Genomic DNA, 16,251 nt, shown 5'->3' on the forward strand with positions numbered 1-16,251 from the left:
AAGTAGATGGATGGCACCATTTTTCTCCAGCAGGTCGTCAATGGCATGAGTCTGGGCGGCATGTACGCCCTGATCGCCATAGGCTATACCATGGTGTATGGGGTCCTGCGCCTGATCAACTTCGCGCATGCGGATGTCATGATGGTCGGTGCGTTTGCGACCCTGTTTCTTTTTTCTTCTATTGGGCTGCCCTTCGGGGTAGCTATTTTACTGACGCTGGGGTTTTGCGGCCTGTTGGGGATGTTTATCGACCGGGTGGCCTATCGCCCACTGCGTCAGGCATCAAAAATCTCCATGCTGATCACCGCCATTGGCGTCAGCTTCTTCCTGGAAAACCTGTTTAACGTTCTCTTCGGCGGCAGCTCGCGTTTCTTTTCTGCTCCGGACTGGTTTAACAACACCCTGACCTTTGGCCACATCATCATCACTAACGTGGCGTGGGTCGTTCCGCTGATCACCGTACTCCTGCTGCTGGCGATCCTCTGGCTGCTCTACCGTACCCGCTACGGGATGGCGATCCGCGCGGTGGCATTTGACGTCAATACCGTGCGCCTGATGGGTATCGATGCGAACCGCATTATCTCGCTGGTATTCGCACTGGGCAGCAGCCTCGCCGCCCTGGGCGGTGTCTTTTATTCCATCAGCTACCCGACTATCGATCCATTGATGGGCGTGCTGATTGGCCTGAAAGCGTTTGCCGCCGCCGTGCTCGGTGGCATTGGTAGCGTTACTGGCGCGGTGCTGGGCGGGTTCATTCTCGGCTTTACCGAAGTGGTCGCAGTCGCACTGTACCCCGAACTGGGGGGTTACAAAGATGCCTTTGCCTTTATGTTTTTGATTCTGGTCTTGTTGTTCCGCCCGGTGGGCATTATGGGTGACGAACGTCTGGAAAGGAGCCGCTTCTAATGTTTAACGCTTCAACCACTCTCGGCGCTCAGGGGCGAAATCTGGTCATTATTGTGCTCGCTATCGCGCTACTGGCCGGGATGAATCTGGTTTTCAACGATTACATTATTCGGGTTATCAGCACCGTATTTGTCTTCATGATCCTGGCGGTGAGCTACAACCTGATTAACGGCGTAACCGGACAACTGTCACTGGAACCCAACGGATTTGTCGCCGTGGGCGCCTATGTCACCGCGCTGTTTATTCTCTCCGGCGAGAGCAAAACCGAGATGTTCGAGATGGCCGCGCCAAGTCCGTTTATCCTGATGTTGCATACCAGTTTCTTACCGGCGCTGTTGATAAGCGGTCTGTGCGCCGCGTTCCTGGCGGTATGCCTCGCGTTCCCGGTGTTTCGCGTACGCGGTGACTATCTGGCTATTGTGACCCTGGGGTTTGGTTTTATTATCAAGATCCTCGCTATCAATAATCCGCAGATAACCAACGGTGCCATTGGGCTAAATGATATTCCCCAGCAGCCCCATCTGCTGTTCTGGTGCGGGCTGTTCGCCCTTGCGGCATCGGGGATGATCCTGCAACTGGTCTGGTCGAAATATGGCCGCATGATGAAGGCGATCCGCGATGACGAAGACGCCGCCATCGCCATGGGGGTGAACACTTTTCGGATCAAAACCTGTGCGTTTGCCACCAGCGCCTTTTTCGAAGGTATTGGCGGCGGCTTGCTGGCCTCGCTGCTGACTACCATCGCGCCGGGATTGTTCGACTTTATGCTCACCTTCCAGCTATTGATCATTATCGTGCTGGGCGGTCTGGGTAGCACTACGGGTGCCCTGCTCGGCACTATCGTGGTTGTGGGCAGCGGCGAATGGCTGCGTTTTCTCGACCAGCCGTTGACGCTGTTCGGCCACGATCTGGGCTCCTATCCGGGGCTGCGTATGGTGGTGTTCTCACTGCTGTTGCTGATCATTATGTTATTCGCCCGCGAAGGTCTGCTGGGCAAGAAAGAAGTGTGGCAAGTCCGCTTCGGGAGACGCCGCCATGACGTCAAATAAAGTCATCCTTGAGGTGCAGGAGGTCGTCATGCAGTTCGGCGGCCTGCGCGCGATTGATAACGTCAGTTTTCACGTCGATGAAGCCGAGATCTTTGGGCTGATTGGCCCAAACGGCGCCGGGAAAACCACGCTGTTTAACGTCATTACCGCCAACTACAAGCCAACCAGTGGCAACGTATTGCTGGATGGCAAGTCGATCAAAGGGCTAAAACCGAACAAGGTGGTGAACGCAGGGATTGCACGCACCTTCCAGAACATCCGCCTGTTTAACTCGATGACCGTGCTGGAAAACGTAATGGTCGGGCTGGATCACAGCAGCCACTATTCGCTGCTGGAAGCGGCACTGCATATTGGTCGCTATTTTCCTGCCGAACGTGCCGCACGGGCGAAGGCAATGGCGCTGCTGGATTATATCGGTATTGCCGGGTACGCCAATATGCAGGCCACCAACCTGAGCTATGGCAACCAGCGCAAAGTGGAGATTGCCCGCGCGCTGGCGACGGGGCCAAAACTGCTGTTGCTGGATGAACCCGCCGCCGGGATGAACCCCAAAGAGACGGAGGATCTGGCAAACCTGATTTTCCGCATGCGTAAGGATTATCAGCTAAGCGTGTTGTTAATTGAGCATGATATGCCGTTCGTGAACGCCCTGTGTGAACGCGTCATGGTACTGGAATATGGCAAACCGTTGTTCAGCGGACTGATGTCCGACGCGATTCAACATCCGGAGGTGATCTCCGCCTACCTGGGGGACGTAGATTATGCTTAGCGCCCGTGAGCTAAAAGTGTTTTATGGCGTTATTCAGGGGCTGAAAGGGGTAGATATCGAGATTAACGACCGGGAAATCGTGACGCTGATTGGCAGCAACGGCGCGGGGAAAACCTCGACGCTGAACGGTATCGTCAACCTGGTGCGCTCCACCGGAACGGTCAATTTTCTCAATGAGGATATCTCCCGCAGTCAGACGCATCACATTGTCCGTAAGGGGCTGGCGCTGGTACCGGAAGGGCGAAAAATTTTCACCAACCTGACCATCGAAGAGAATCTGCGGATGGGGGCCTATAACAATCTGGCGAATTTCACCCATCTGCGTGACAGGATGTACAGCCTCTTTCCGCGTCTGAAAGAGCGCCGTAAACAGATGGCAGGCACGATGAGCGGCGGTGAGCAGCAGATGCTCGCCATCGCCCGCGCCTTGATGAGCGAACCGGTGTTATTGATGCTTGATGAGCCGAGTCTGGGCCTTGCGCCAAAAGTGGTGGGCGAGTTATTTGCCACCATTCGTCAGTTGCGTGAGGAGAACATCACCATCTTGTTGGTTGAGCAAAACGCTACGGCGGCCCTGAAAATTGCCGACCGGGCCTATGTGCTGGAAAACGGCAAAATTGTACTTTCCGGCGAGGCGAAGGATGTGCTCGCGAACCCGGAAGTGAAAAAGATGTACCTGGGGGGATAAATCGGGGCTTCCGGATGACGGCGCAACGCCTTGTCCGGGCTTGTCCTGGTCAACCTCTCCATCCGTGCAAAAAAACCTCTTTTTTCCGCAGGATGAGTTGAAATATTAGTAGTTTTCCCTCCGGGGAATAGAACGTATATTGACGCAAAGTCATCCATCTTGTTGCCGATACTATGCCCGTTCAATTTTCATCTTTACCCGTGACCTTAGGCGTCACGGGACACCGCGATGTGCAGGATACAGAGCAGCTTCTCACTCTGCTGGAGAGTGAAATCAGCGCTATTCAGACACGCTATCCCCACTCCCCTGTCATGGCCCTCTCTTCGCTGGCCGAAGGGGCAGACCGCCTTTTTGCCCGCGTAATCATGGAAAAAAGATTACCGCTGCATGTGGTGCTGCCTTTTGCCAAAGAAGAGTACGAGCGTGACTTCGCCGCCACGGTAGACGAATTTCGCGAACTCTACGATTACGCCCAGAAAACCGGCGGAATCTATTGCATCGATACGGTGATCCCAGGCTCTGAACCGATGATCTCCCTGGACCAAAACCCGCAGGGCTCTCTCTATCGCGACCTGCAATATGCCAAAGCCGGTATGTACCTGGCGCAGCGTTGTCACATCCTTTTCGCGCTGTGGGATGGCGAAAAAGCCAGAGGCTTAGGGGGCACCGCGCAGGTGGTTAACTTCCGCCGCGAAGGACGCATTCAGGATCACGACCTGGCCGCGCTAAATGCCAGACTACCCGGCATCAAACGCTACCTGGGCCAATCCAGCCTGCTGGATGTCCCGGACACGGGCCTGGTGTGTCACATTCACGTGCGCCGGAAAGCGGGAACCTATGCCAACGGCGCCACCTCCCCTTCCGTCTCCTGGTATCCGCCGCTGCCGGTTAAAGGCCAGCCGGAGGCACCGTCGATTCACGGCGAAGAGTCCTGGTACCGCAGCCTTGAACGCATGGATATGCTTAATGCGCGTGTCGCCAAAGAAGATGACGCTAACTCCAGCCTCGGTACATCGCATCTCTGTCATGCCGCTTTCGCCCATATCGACAGGCTGGCGAATAAAGAGATGAAGGATATGCGCAAGGTGTACAACCTCATCTTTGGACTGGCCGCCGTCATGGCTCTGGTGGGTAACCGTGTGCCGGGCGATGGCGAGCACTGGGTTATCACTTCGCTGAGCCTGTCGCTGCTCCTGCTGGTACTGCTTTCCGTCGCGCTCAGCCGCGTCCACAGTTCACGCGCCAACCGCAACGCCACCGAGCTGCGTGCGCTGGCAGAGGGGTTACGTGTGCAGAACGTCTGGCGCCAGGCCGGGATTGCGCGCGCCGTTTCGCTGCATTACCTGCGCCGCAGCCATGACAATATCGCCTGGGTACGCCGGGCAATGCTGGCCGCGAGTATTTACCCCCAAAGCGACGCCAGCACGCTTAAAGCGGCGATTGACGGGGTGAAAGAGAGCTGGGTGCGCGATCAGAAAAACTACTTCGAAAAAAACGTTCATAAAAAAGAGCGCAAGCACCGCCTGGCAAAACGCATGGCTTTCGGGCTGTTTATTTGCGGTATCGCCATCACTTCCGTGGTGCTGGCCTCCAGCCTGTGGGGGCTTACCGATGAGCACCTGGCGCATACGCTCCATTTCTGGAATATGGTGGGCGAGCACCTCGCCGAGTTTTTAATCGCCTGTGCCGCCCTCTGCGCCGCTTATGCGAAATTCCTTGGCTATGAAGAGGATATTGCGGACTACGAACGATCTGCGGTGCTGTTCTCTACGGCGCTGGAGAAAATGGAAGCCCATTCACCGACGCCGGATACCGAAGACTTGCAGGAAACCTTGTATGCGCTCGGTATTGAGACCTTACAGGAAAATGCACGCTGGGTGGCACGTACCACCGGACGCGATGTGGAAATTATTGGCGGCTAGCCCCCCCTATAGCGAAGGAATGGCACAATGACCCAGGCGACTTTACAGCGCGAAATCCGCGTATTTCTCTCCTCCACGTTTCGGGATATGGACGCCGAGCGCCACTACCTGGTGACCCGCGTCTTCCCGGAGATCCGCCAGATCTGTAATCAACGGATGATCAATTTCAGTGAAATCGATCTCCGCTGGGGGATAACCGAAGAGGCGGCCCACAATGGCCGCACGGTGCAAATCTGTCTTGAGGAGATTGAACGCTGTCGGTCGCTTGGCATTCCCCCCTTTTTTATTGGTTTCCTTGGCGAGCGTTATGGCTGGGTGCCACAGGCTGACGATCTTGCAGCCTACTGGCAGCAGTCACCGGACCAGCGCTACGCCGGGCTGATTCGTGATGCGCTGAAAGAAAATATCAGCGTCACGGAGCTGGAAATTCGCTTTGCGTTTCTGGCGCCACCGCCGGATGTCGCCCCCATCTCTTCTGTCAGCACGCCGCGTGTGCAGATGTTTTTGCGTGACCCGGCGTTAACCGCCGCTATGGCTAATGCTAACGCACCGCAGGATATCTGGTTTGATCGCCTGCCTGATGGCTCGCCGGACAGTACGCGTACTGCGCAACTGGCTTTCCTGAAACAGCGGTTGCGTCAGCATTTTCCGCAGACTATTGCTATTGACGGCTATGACAGCGTGGAACAATTCGGTGAGGCGGTAAGGACTTACCTGCTCAATGCCATCGATACGCTTTATCCGGCGGAAAAGATGCCCGATCGCTGGCAGCAGCGCACTCATGAACATGCGCAGTTCGCCGCCGTGCGTCGCCGGGCCTATGTGCCGCTCACAGCGTTTCGTCAGCAGATAGTCAGCGAGCTTAACCAGGGCTGGATGGCTATCTCCCCGGCCCCCTGGCTGATAACTGCCCCTTCGGGGATGGGGAAAAGCGCCTTTTTAGCGGACCTGGAAAGCACGCTGCGGGAGAAAAACCGCCAGGCCCCCATGCCGTGGGACGATGATTATGTGCCGCTTGAAATTAGCGAACTACTGAGCCAGGACGACAACTACCGCGTGTTCAGCCACTATATTGGCGCAGATGGCGACACGACCCTGGACAACTGGCGTAACCGCCTGTTCTGGTTTTTTGCCGAAGAGGGAGAGAGCACAGAACCCGCCTCCGATGACCATCACGCCTGGCAGCAGGTGATGGAAAGAGTTCAACGCTTCCGTCAGCGCGAGAATGCGACACTGGTACTGATTCTGGATGCCATTAACCAGTTTGATAAACCCGAGCTTGCGATTCACCGCCTGCAGCAGCTTGAATGGCCTTCGCGCGTGCTGCTGGTGTTAACCGCCACGCCAGAGGTGCAGTCACTCCTTGAGCAGCAAAAGATCGAATGGAAATGCCGCCCGCTCCCTGCTCTGACGCAGGAAGAGCGCGGAGCCCTTTGCCAGGCAAGCCTGAGCCAGGTCAGTAAGTCCTTGTCAGGGGAGCTGACCGGGCAACTTATCGCTGCGCCCGCCTGCAACAATCCGCTGTTTATGCGCCTGGTATTAGAAGAACTCTGTCTGCATGCAAGACACGAAGCGTTGTCGGAAAAACTCGCCGCGCTGCTGGCCTGTGCTGAACCTGGCGCATTGTTTATTTCGGTGTTACAGGCGTCTGACCACGATTTCAGTTTGCCAAAACTGGCGACCCGCGCCGCATGCGCCATTGCTGCTGCTCGTCGGGGGCTGACGCATGGCGAACTGTCCCGCATTCTGGCCATTTACCCTTCGCTGAAAGTCCCCGATAGCGAGTTAGTGCCGCTTCTGGCGCGACTTGCCCCGTATTGTCAGAACAGCGATGGTCGCCTGCGGTTACTGCATAACACGCTCAGTCAGGCGCTACAGAGCAACGATGAGATGGAAGAGTGCCGGGAGAGCATTCTCAGAGAGAACCAGGAGAGCAGCGGCGTTGCGCTGGCGGAACGAACCTGGCAGTGGCTGTCGCTGGGTGAGATCGATCCGGTCATACGCGAACTCTCGGATGTGATGGAGGTTATCCGTTTGCACGAGGTTGACCCGGCGCTGCTGCACACGGTCTGGCAGTTAAGCGGTATTTACGACGGACGACGTTTTACCCCGCGCTTTGAACAGTCGTTTGAATGGCGCGCCCCGGAGCCAGCGGCGCTGCAAAGCCACCTGCCCGCTGCGCTCTCCATCTTCACCTGGTTACGACAGAGCCGGGCGCAAGAGGCGGCGACCCAGTGGGCGCAGATGATTAAACCTGGCGTGGATGACGACAGGACGCCTCCGGGTCTGAAAGCGCATTTTTACAATACGCTCTCTGTGCTGGCACAAAAAAACGATAACCCCGCACTGGCAAAAGAGGCCATGGCTCAGGCGCTGGAAAATGTGTTTAATCCGGGTGAGGCCGGAATGAAAATGCTGGCAGTGACCATGTCGAATATGGCGAAACAACTCAATGCGTCGGGCAAAAGTGAACAGGCGCTGGAGCTTTTTCAGAAGGCAAAAGTGGCGGCCCTGCAACCCCCGCGCGATCCTGCCGTTCTCGCCAACATTATCATGCAAATCGCACAGATTAAGGCCCAAAGCGGCAACACCGCCGAAACGGAACAGCATCTGCAGGAAGCGGTCGCACTTATCGAACAGATGCCGCCAACACCGCAACGGCAAATTATGCTGTCATCGTTTTATCAGGAACTCGCCAGCGTCTATCTGACGGAAAACAACTTTGCCCGCGCCGCCGCGCTATATGACTACGCCATTGCTGCGGTACGCGCGATCTACAGCAGCGACGCGAGCGAGATACGTAAACTCGAAGAAAGTCGCGATCTGTTTTACCGCCTGGCCTGCGAGCACGGCCAGGCGGAGTAATCGCACTCAGTGAACGAGTTTATTCCAGGCACTGCGTAGCTTTTCACCCACGCTACGCTTTGTCTCATTTTGCGTGCTCACTGGCGCCAGCGGCTCTGCCGGGGGTTCATGGGTAATAGATACCGGCTTTGCGGGTATTCCAGGTTGTGCCGCCGCGGGCCATGCTGAGACGTCTACTTTGATGGACGTCTGCCATGACGGGGACGCCATGCTTACAGGCGTCTGCCCCCATTGTTCCTTGCGCCCGTTTTTGTCCAGCACGCCTCTTGCCACCAGCCATTGAAACAGTTCATTTTTTTGCGCCGATCCATCAGGCCACTTTGGCTCAACCATGGTAAAGAGCGTGCGGTACAAGGTTTCCGCAGCCGGATACTCGGCCAGAAAATAGTGCATTTCTGCTGCCTCTGCCACCGACTGCACCTTAAGCTCAAGATCACCATGGTCATGCTCAATGCGAACCGACATAATTTGCAGCAGCAATGCTTTCGCTTCCTGATATCTCTGCTGTGCTTTGTAGGTACATGCCAGATTCCGCATGACCTTGAGCCTGCCGGCATTCTCCGGGGCGAGTTTACCTTCCTGTAAAGCGAGCCATTTCTCCCATGAGGCTGCCGCCTCATCCAGACGATCTTGTCCCAGATACAGCATGCCCAGGTCATCAAGTAACCGTAACATCACCGGACTCTCAGGACGACTCAGTTCAGACTGTGTGGTCAGCATCGCTTCATACAGCGGGATTGCCTTTTCATGGCAATCATTTTCCATATAGAGGTTTGCCAGCGATTGCCGGGCGAATAACAGCTCTGCCTGACTATCCGGGAGATGCTCAAGCAAAGGGATCGCTTCGCGAAGCTGTGCGGCGGCGTCCTCAAGGCGTCCCATGGAACGGTACAACTCCGCCATATAAAACAGACCGGCAATAAAGTCCGGATGGCCCGGCGATAACGCTTTGCGCCGGATGTCCATCATCTGCGTAAACAGCGGTTCGGCTTTTTCGGCATCCCCCTGACGATAATAAAGTTCTCCCAAATCGTTCAGACTTGTGGCGATATCGGGATGTTCTGGCGGCAGAACCGTCTGGCGCAAGGCCAGAACGTCAAGCAAAACAGGTTCGGCTTCGTCGTAACGCTCCAGCTCCATATAAAGGCCGCCGAGGCTGCGCTTTAAGCCAATGAGATGGGGGTTGTCGCGGGCCTGCAGACGCGTTCTCACCGCCAGCGATTTATGCAGTAAGGACTCCGCCTGCTCATACTCTTCCAGTTGTTGATAACACTCCCCGAGGCTCTGGGCGAGGTTGGCAAAATCGATGCTGTTTTCATTGCTCACCGTTTGCAGCGCCTCCCGCAACAGCGGCTCTGCTTTCTCCGGCTGGCCCAACGCGCCATAAATTCCGGCCAGGTTGTTGAGCACGACGCCGATATCAGGATGTCCTGCTGGCAACATCTTGCGCATCAATGCCAGCGCATCCTGCAGCAGCGGTTCCGCTTTGTCATACTGCCCGAGCAGACGATAAAAAAGCGCCAGGCTATTAACCGTCCCCAGGGTGTTAATCAGATTAACCGGCGAGGCTTTACGTACCATAGCGGCAGCCAGTTCACTCCAGCGTGCGCCAATCAGCCAGAATCCGCGTTGCAGGAACCAGGCGCTCACCGCATTCATTGCCGGTGTAAACACCACCTCAGAGCGCCAGACACTCCAGTTTTCCACCAGCGCATGCAGTAACAATGAAAGGGTGCTTCGCCCGGCGCCAAGCGCGAGCATCGCCTGCGAGGCCAGCTCAGGATAGCTTTGTTGCAACGCACAAAAGGCGTCGACACGCCCGAGGGTCTCTACCAGTTGTTCATAGTTTTCCAGCGCCATCCACTGGTATGTACGCTCGGCCACCGAAAAGGCATCCTGCTGATTAAATCTGGCCACCAGCGCGCGCCGTGACGGAGACATCAGCGGCGACAACGTGGTCAGTGTTTGGGTAAAGATGGAATGCGTGATCCGCAACCTGCCATCTTCGTTCAGGCAAAACGGCGCGATACGCGCCAGTAAACGAAGCAAGGTCTGGTCGGCCATTTTCAGGGCTGACTGGTGCAGATGTGGCGCCAGCAGGATGGCCAAATCACTGTGCGATACCCCGGCGCGGGAAGCGGCAATCAGCGTCGTTGCATGACTGGCAAGGGAGTAACCCTCACTGCGAAAATCCCGGTCGGTTTCATTTAACAGCGCCAGGAACAGTTGTCCCGCATCATCATAAGAGAGTAATGCGCTCACCCGTGCCGCCAGTGAGTCATGATCCGCGTGCAGGCGTAATTCTTCCATCACCAGACGCAAAAACAGCGCGTTACCGCAGGCAGGTGCGGCGACCAGTTGCCCGACTAACGCCTCGGGTAGCTTTTTGCTGTACTGACGCAAAAACAGGGTAATGGCTTCACGGCGATGTTCTTCAGTCAGCTCCGGAAATACCAGCGTCGGCCACGCTTTCGGCAGCGGTTCTGTCGAGGTCACTACCAGCAATGTACCCGGTAAGAAACGCAGGCCGTTGAGGCGGCGCATCCCCGCGTCCTGAGGGGAAAACTGGTTAATGGCATCCAGCAGCAAAATGAGGGGCTTACCCATCTGCGTCTGGGCGCTACTTACCAGTTCCGCAAACGCCGCCCAGCGCGCGTCATCTTCGGCAGGAACATCAAACGTGGAGGGCAGATAAGGCGTGAGCGCCTGTAGCACTCGCTCACGCCAGCTTTCCGGCGTGTTATCGCCGTCAGCGCCAACAAAATGGGCGATGACCAACGCCTTGCTGAAAGTTTCAGAGGCCATCAGGTCGGCCATAAACGCGCTTTTTCCACGCCCGGAATCCCCCACCAGCGCAAGGCGGTTCAGGGTATCGTCCGCCTGTTCCACCTGCGGAAGCATGGCATCCAGCGTTTTCAGCGCCCATGTCTCAACCTGATGTTTAAAGGCCGGCAACGGCACATAGTTCTCGCGCCGGGAAAGCGCATAACATTGTTGCGCATGTAACCTGAGCTGCCGCTCATCCGGCACATCATCGCGAGGGAAATGGGTATCCAGCTCGGCAGATAAAAAATTGAGGATCTGCTGACCAAACTCGCTGATAGCCTGATAGCCATCAACACCGATGCACTCCGCGTGCGTCTCTCTGATTGCACTTTTCAGGGCCGCAAGTTTGTGGCGGCCTGCTTCTGTGCTTTCGTAGAAGTTGTCCGGTTCTTTCCCGGCAAGAGAAGCCGTTAAATCCGGATGGCGAAAATAGAGTTGTACCCGCTGCCTGCTGACACCGTCTCCATCGTCCATAAATCCAAAGCGCATCTCCAGTTCGGTGACGCTGATACCTTCTGCCAGCGCCGCTTCGATACGTCGGGCATAGGGGTTTTCAGCCTGCGCCGCCTGGTGCCAGTAATTTTCCAGTTCGTGGCGCTGTGGTATCCAGCCGTAGCGTTCACCGATAAAGCCCACAAAGAACGGTGAAATACCCAGCGCGCGACAGCGGGCGATCTCTTCGAGGCAGATTTGCACCGTCTGTCCGTTATGCGCATCCTCTTCGGTAATTCCCCAGCGCAGGTCAATCTCGCTAAATACCACCTGGCGTTCAAGACACTGTTGCCGGAACAGGGGAAAAACGCGGGTCAGTAATTCATGACGCTCGTTTTCCATATCCCGAAAGGTGGAAGACAAAAACAGGCGAATCTGGCGAGGCTGACTGGCTGACGTTGGCATTAGCGATGTTCCATGTGGTTGGTCGGTTGCGGTAATGCATACAAAACCGGAGCGACTGGCGCCCCGGCGTTCAGGTTTTACAGCGTATCTTTGGTCAAATCACGCTTTGAGGTTTCTGGTGCGCGCCATGCGGCCCAGGCGGCCACCAGCGCCGCAATGACCACATAACAGGCCACCAACGTCCAGTTGTTGTTATCAAGCGTCGTGAGCCCTTTGGCGATAAACGGCGTAAAGCCGCCTGCCACAATGGCGCCCAATTGCGCGCCAATAGAGGCGCCGCTGTACCGCACTTTCGGCCCGAACAGCTCCGTAAAAAAGGATGGCTGCACGGCGTTTATCGAGTTGTGGGCAATATTAATCAGCAGCACATACCCTGTTACCATCAGCGCGAAAGAGCCGCTTTCCAGTAACCAAAAGAACGGAAACGCCATGGCCGCTGCGCATAACGCGCCGAAAATATAGACCGGGCGGCGGCCAACTTTGTCAGAAATAGCACCGAAAATCGCATGCATCGGAAAAGCCAGCACGCAGGTTGCCATCACGACGCTCAGCATGGTTTGTTTATCCACCCCCAGCGTCCCCGTCGCATATGAGACAGCAAACACCGTACACATAAAGAACGGGACACTTTCCGCGAAACGCAACACCATAATCAGTAAAATGCTGCGCCACTCCTGGCGGATAACGTGTATAACCGGGCTCTCCTGTTTTTGCACCGGCTTGCTTTTCTTTTCCAGCTCTTGCTTTCGCTGTACATGCTGAAAAACGGGCGTCTCATCCAGACGGCGGCGCATATACAGCCCAACCAGCACCAGAACCACACTCAACATAAACGGAACACGCCAGCCCCAGGAGAGCAGATGATCTTCCGGCAGCAACATCACCAGAGCAAAGACCCCCGTTGCCAGTAACTGGCCGGAGAAACCACCGGTCTGTGGAATTGAACCCAATACGCCGCGACGGTTAGCGGGTGCGCTTTCCACCACCATCAGCATGGCACCGCCCCATTCACCGCCGACGAGGAACCCCTGCACAAAGCGCAGCAAAACCAACAGAATGGGCGCCCAGATCCCCATGGTCTCGTAGGACGGCAGGCAACCAATCAGAAAAGTGGCGGCTCCCATTCCCCCAAGGGTAATGAGCAACGTGATTTTGCGCCCCAGGGTATCTCCCATGTGGCCAAAGAAAATGCCGCCCAGGGGCCGGGCAATAAAACCAACGCCAAATGTCGCAAAAGAGGCCAGTAGTGCCGCAAGCGGACTGATATTGGGAAAGAAGATTTTGCCGAACACCAGTGCGCTTGCCAGGCCATAAAGCAAGAAATCGTAATATTCGATGGTGTTCCCTACCCAGCTTGAGATAACCACCCGGCGAATATTCGCTTTATCTAAATCCAGCTTTGGCGCTGCGGGCATTTCCAGAGAAATTGACATGACGCTAACCTTATTTTTGTTCGTCAAAACCTATTGCCACCGTCCGTCGCCGCCTTACTGTGGGCAATATGCCATTGTTATAACAAGTAATACGTTACAGCCTGCCCGCATGCGTTATCAGGCGAGCTGTAATTCACAGTAAATAATGTTCTTACGATTCCAGGTGTAGGTCAGGTGCAGCGTGTTACCTTCACTTACTATCGCCGGATAGGAGAACTCACCCTCTTCACTTTCCAGATCCAGTGAAGGTGACCAGCTTTCGCCATTATCCCCGGATAGACTCAGGGAGAGAGGGAAGCGCTGCCCCCAGTTACCGCTAATGGGATTGCAGGCCAGCACTAGTCTATTCCCGCCTGCCATCACCAGATCAATGCCACTGTTATTGTTGGGCAACGTGGTGGCATAGGCCGCACACCATGTTTTCCCGTTATCAACAGAATCACTGCGGTACAGCCAACCGCGCGTACTACGCATTAGCATGTGAATATGGCCCGGTGAGGATTCCCATAACGAAGGCTGGATAACGCCATCCCAGCGTAAAACGCGGCTCAGGTCATTTTCCCATAATGCTTCGTCTTTTAACCCCTGCCATAAATGGCTGTGCCGGGCGGCGTCGCTATCATAATGCTCAAGTGGAACCGGCGATAAATGCCAGCTTCTGCCGTTATCGTCAGAACGATCAACGAAGGCGTCCCAGTGCCGCTCATCTTCAATGGAACCTGCTGCAATCCAGGTTCCGTCAGCCGCTAACAGCATTTTATTTTTGACCGGCCCGCGTGGCAGCGCATCGCCTTTAACCAGCTCAGCGGGTTCACTCCAGCTTACCCCGCCATCGATCGATTTCACGTAGCGGGTTTTCCAGACATGTACACCGGAACCGACTTTATAAAACAGCCATAGCCCGTCAGGCGCGTTGAATAAAACGGGATTCCAGTGGGCGAGACCATCACAAGCAACAGTACGCTGTGGGGATTGCCAGACACCCTTTTCCCGGCGCGCCAGCCAGATAGCCGTATCGCCGCTACCCTCTTTTTGCCCGGCAAACCAGGCCACGAGCAGGTCGCCATCGGGTAATACAACCAGCGTCGATGCGTGACACTGGCGAAAAGCAACGCCGCATTCAGGTATCAGGCGAAGCTGTGAGATAAGCGCTAAAGACATAACACTCCCAGGGTATCGGACTCTGTTTCTTTATTTGCCATACCGAACGGGGTTAGCCACAACCCAGCTTGCATATTACTCGCGAGCAAAAGACCTGGTCGTGCTCATCAATTTAACTTAAGTGATGAAATATCGAAACGAGGGTCTGGATTCGGTGACAGCGCGGCGGGTATGTTATTACAGCAGAGGTCGTGCTGTTAACTTAAATAACCGACTATTTATCCGTTTTGACGGATGAGATTAGCAGGCGCATTTTCACAGAATTATCGCCGCATTTACCGGCCATAAATTTTATGTGGAAACAACTGCATCACAAAGGGGGTTATTTTGTCTGCCTGTTTGCCACGGATCACTCTGCATTGTCCGTATAATTCTGTCGCAAAAACGACGTTATAATACGCATTATGTGGCATAGCGAAATAACACCGGCTATTCAGCAAAGCGCGTCACGAGGGGTTAGACTGAGGGAAACTCGCCAGCAGAATAAAATGTCGTGTTGAGCCGATTCTGACAATGATAAAGTACAAAGAGAGCCGCGCAGGGAGAGCCGCCAATGAAAAAGTATTCTTACCCCTATTTGTTCACCGTCACCATTGCCGCTGTGGCAGCAATTTTTGGCTTTTTCGTCTGGCGCAACCTGGTTTATCGCACTACGTTCCTCTCCCACACGACCTGTCGGTATATGGTGATGGCCTCGCTTGCGACGACAGTGCTCGCCTGTTTTGCCCTGCGAAAACGCTTTGCCGCCAATATCAGCACACGAACGGAATATCTCAAAGCCTGGTGCGGTATGGCCCTGGGGATGGTGCTTATTTTTTCCGCGCTGTTCACCACACTCACCTGGCTGCTACCCGGTGTTGAATCGTCCTATATTGCCCCCTATCACTACAGTTCCGGCAGCTCACGAAGCTGTTCCGGCGCCCAGGTCTATGACCGCGATCTGGATGAAGAGATCCGTATCTGTGGGCCTTCCGGCAATCTCTATTCTGCTCGCACTCTGCGGGTTATAAAGCGGACCAACGCGCTGGGCATGGTGGTGATAGACGCGACCACGCTGCCCTGATGCCCTGGGATGCAACAGGCATATTTACCGTTAGTGACAAAATGGCAATGGGTGACGAAATATTCCTGGTTTCGCCGGAGCGCGACTGCGCGTAGCATGATGAAACAGCAGCATTTATTTACCGGATAAATGCACTATGCCTCATTGTCCTGAAAGGAATGCGTTATGACTCCTCACTCCTTTGCCTCTCATCAGATCGGCGATTTTCAGGTTACCGTTTTGAGTGATGGCGATATGACTGCCAGCCTGGAGCTGCTCAATGGCATCACTCCATCAGAGGCCGGTCAAATCCAGCGCGAGGCTGGTATAACCGCCCCCGGCAATATTCACATTAATGGTTATCTTATCCGTGGGCAGGGTAAAACACTGCTGGTGGATAGTGGGAGCGGCGGCTGGAACAATATTGAAGGCCTGGTACAGGCTCAAGCCACACGCCAGAAAATCCTCGCGCAGGCCGCCAGCGAAAAATGGCGGGTCGCCGGGATGCACTTTGCTCTGCCGGGCTTTGCGCATATTGCGCCGCAAGAGGATGGCTATCGGTTAGTCTGCCCGACAGCAGACTCGCTATAACTGCCTTCGCTGCTCCCGGTATCGGTGGCACAGGCACCCTATTCTTCGATAACGTTATTTGTTCTGACAGCGCGGGATGGAAGGATGTTACGTCTCCACTCC

General features: G+C 55.4%; 11 protein-coding genes. 8 read left to right on the top strand and 3 right to left on the bottom strand.

Translation table 11 applies throughout. The features are described from left to right. Positions 1-6 precede the first annotated feature (6 nt). The 6 genes from AAIG39_RS02565 (at position 7) to AAIG39_RS02590 (ending at position 8,199) form a co-directional block, all read left to right on the top strand. Positions 7-906: a branched-chain amino acid ABC transporter permease gene (locus AAIG39_RS02565; protein ID WP_047371670.1), complete on the top strand. Its 900-nt coding sequence runs from the start codon at positions 7-9 to the stop codon at positions 904-906. Then, positions 906-1,955, top strand: a complete 1,050-nt coding sequence (locus AAIG39_RS02570; RefSeq protein ID WP_090082804.1) for a branched-chain amino acid ABC transporter permease — start codon at positions 906-908, stop codon at positions 1,953-1,955. The genes AAIG39_RS02565 and AAIG39_RS02570 overlap by 1 nt, the downstream gene beginning before the upstream one ends. Continuing rightward, positions 1,942-2,724, top strand: coding sequence for an ABC transporter ATP-binding protein (locus AAIG39_RS02575; RefSeq protein WP_090082806.1), 783 nt, complete (start codon positions 1,942-1,944; stop codon positions 2,722-2,724). The genes AAIG39_RS02570 and AAIG39_RS02575 overlap by 14 nt, the downstream gene beginning before the upstream one ends. After that, on the top strand, positions 2,717-3,412 hold the full coding sequence (locus tag AAIG39_RS02580; protein WP_090082808.1) for an ABC transporter ATP-binding protein: 696 nt from the start codon (positions 2,717-2,719) through the stop codon (positions 3,410-3,412). Before AAIG39_RS02575 ends, AAIG39_RS02580 begins: the two co-directional genes overlap by 8 nt. Before the next feature lie 230 nt (positions 3,413-3,642). Beyond that, positions 3,643-5,334, top strand: a complete 1,692-nt coding sequence (locus AAIG39_RS02585) for a hypothetical protein (protein ID WP_090082811.1) — start codon at positions 3,643-3,645, stop codon at positions 5,332-5,334. 27 nt (positions 5,335-5,361) lie between these two features. Beyond that, a complete protein-coding gene (locus AAIG39_RS02590) occupies positions 5,362-8,199 on the top strand; it encodes a DUF4062 domain-containing protein (protein ID WP_343193123.1) in 2,838 nt (945 codons plus the stop codon). Positions 8,200-8,205: 6 nt separating this feature from the next. On the opposite strand, the gene AAIG39_RS02595 is transcribed toward AAIG39_RS02590, so the two are convergent. The 3 genes from AAIG39_RS02595 to AAIG39_RS02605 all read right to left on the bottom strand — a co-directional run bounded on the left by AAIG39_RS02595 (position 8,206) and on the right by AAIG39_RS02605 (position 14,516). Next, entirely contained in the window at positions 8,206-11,922 is a 3,717-nt protein-coding gene (locus AAIG39_RS02595) for a tetratricopeptide repeat protein (protein WP_343193124.1), read from the bottom strand. Positions 11,923-11,999: 77 nt separating this feature from the next. Next, the gene (locus AAIG39_RS02600) at positions 12,000-13,355 is read right to left on the bottom strand and encodes an MFS transporter (RefSeq protein WP_090082818.1); all 1,356 of its coding nucleotides are present in this window, start codon (positions 13,353-13,355) and stop codon (positions 12,000-12,002) included. Between the two features lie 117 nt (positions 13,356-13,472). Beyond that, positions 13,473-14,516 carry a sialidase family protein gene (locus AAIG39_RS02605; RefSeq protein ID WP_343193125.1) on the bottom strand — a complete coding sequence of 348 codons (1,044 nt, stop codon included), beginning with the start codon at positions 14,514-14,516 and terminating at the stop codon, positions 13,473-13,475. Between the two features lie 553 nt (positions 14,517-15,069). Here AAIG39_RS02605 and AAIG39_RS02610 point away from each other — a divergent pair. Together AAIG39_RS02610 and AAIG39_RS02615 are read left to right on the top strand one after the other, a co-directional pair. Next, positions 15,070-15,579, top strand: a complete 510-nt coding sequence (locus AAIG39_RS02610; protein ID WP_343193126.1) for a hypothetical protein — start codon at positions 15,070-15,072, stop codon at positions 15,577-15,579. Positions 15,580-15,744: 165 nt separating this feature from the next. Next, positions 15,745-16,149, top strand: a complete 405-nt coding sequence (locus AAIG39_RS02615) for an MBL fold metallo-hydrolase (protein ID WP_343193127.1) — start codon at positions 15,745-15,747, stop codon at positions 16,147-16,149. Positions 16,150-16,251: the final 102 nt, after the last annotated feature.

The sequence above is a fragment of the Phytobacter palmae genome (assembly GCF_039409775.1).
GTDB classification, from domain to species: domain Bacteria; phylum Pseudomonadota; class Gammaproteobacteria; order Enterobacterales; family Enterobacteriaceae; genus Phytobacter; species Phytobacter palmae.

Bases quoted from the DNA above. Each gene is read 5' to 3' on its own strand.
- AAIG39_RS02565 (WP_047371670.1), top strand. From the start codon at position 7: ATGGATGGCACCATTTTTCTCCAGCAGGTCGTCAATGGCATGAGTCTG.
- AAIG39_RS02570 (WP_090082804.1), top strand. From the start codon at position 906: ATGTTTAACGCTTCAACCACTCTCGGCGCTCAGGGGCGAAATCTGGTC.
- AAIG39_RS02575 (WP_090082806.1), top strand. From the start codon at position 1,942: ATGACGTCAAATAAAGTCATCCTTGAGGTGCAGGAGGTCGTCATGCAG.
- AAIG39_RS02580 (WP_090082808.1), top strand. From the start codon at position 2,717: ATGCTTAGCGCCCGTGAGCTAAAAGTGTTTTATGGCGTTATTCAGGGG.
- AAIG39_RS02590 (WP_343193123.1), top strand. From the start codon at position 5,362: ATGACCCAGGCGACTTTACAGCGCGAAATCCGCGTATTTCTCTCCTCC.
- AAIG39_RS02595 (WP_343193124.1), bottom strand. From the start codon at position 11,922: ATGCCAACGTCAGCCAGTCAGCCTCGCCAGATTCGCCTGTTTTTGTCT.
- AAIG39_RS02600 (WP_090082818.1), bottom strand. From the start codon at position 13,355: ATGTCAATTTCTCTGGAAATGCCCGCAGCGCCAAAGCTGGATTTAGAT.
- AAIG39_RS02605 (WP_343193125.1), bottom strand. From the start codon at position 14,516: ATGTCTTTAGCGCTTATCTCACAGCTTCGCCTGATACCTGAATGCGGC.
- AAIG39_RS02610 (WP_343193126.1), top strand. From the start codon at position 15,070: ATGAAAAAGTATTCTTACCCCTATTTGTTCACCGTCACCATTGCCGCT.
- AAIG39_RS02615 (WP_343193127.1), top strand. From the start codon at position 15,745: ATGACTCCTCACTCCTTTGCCTCTCATCAGATCGGCGATTTTCAGGTT.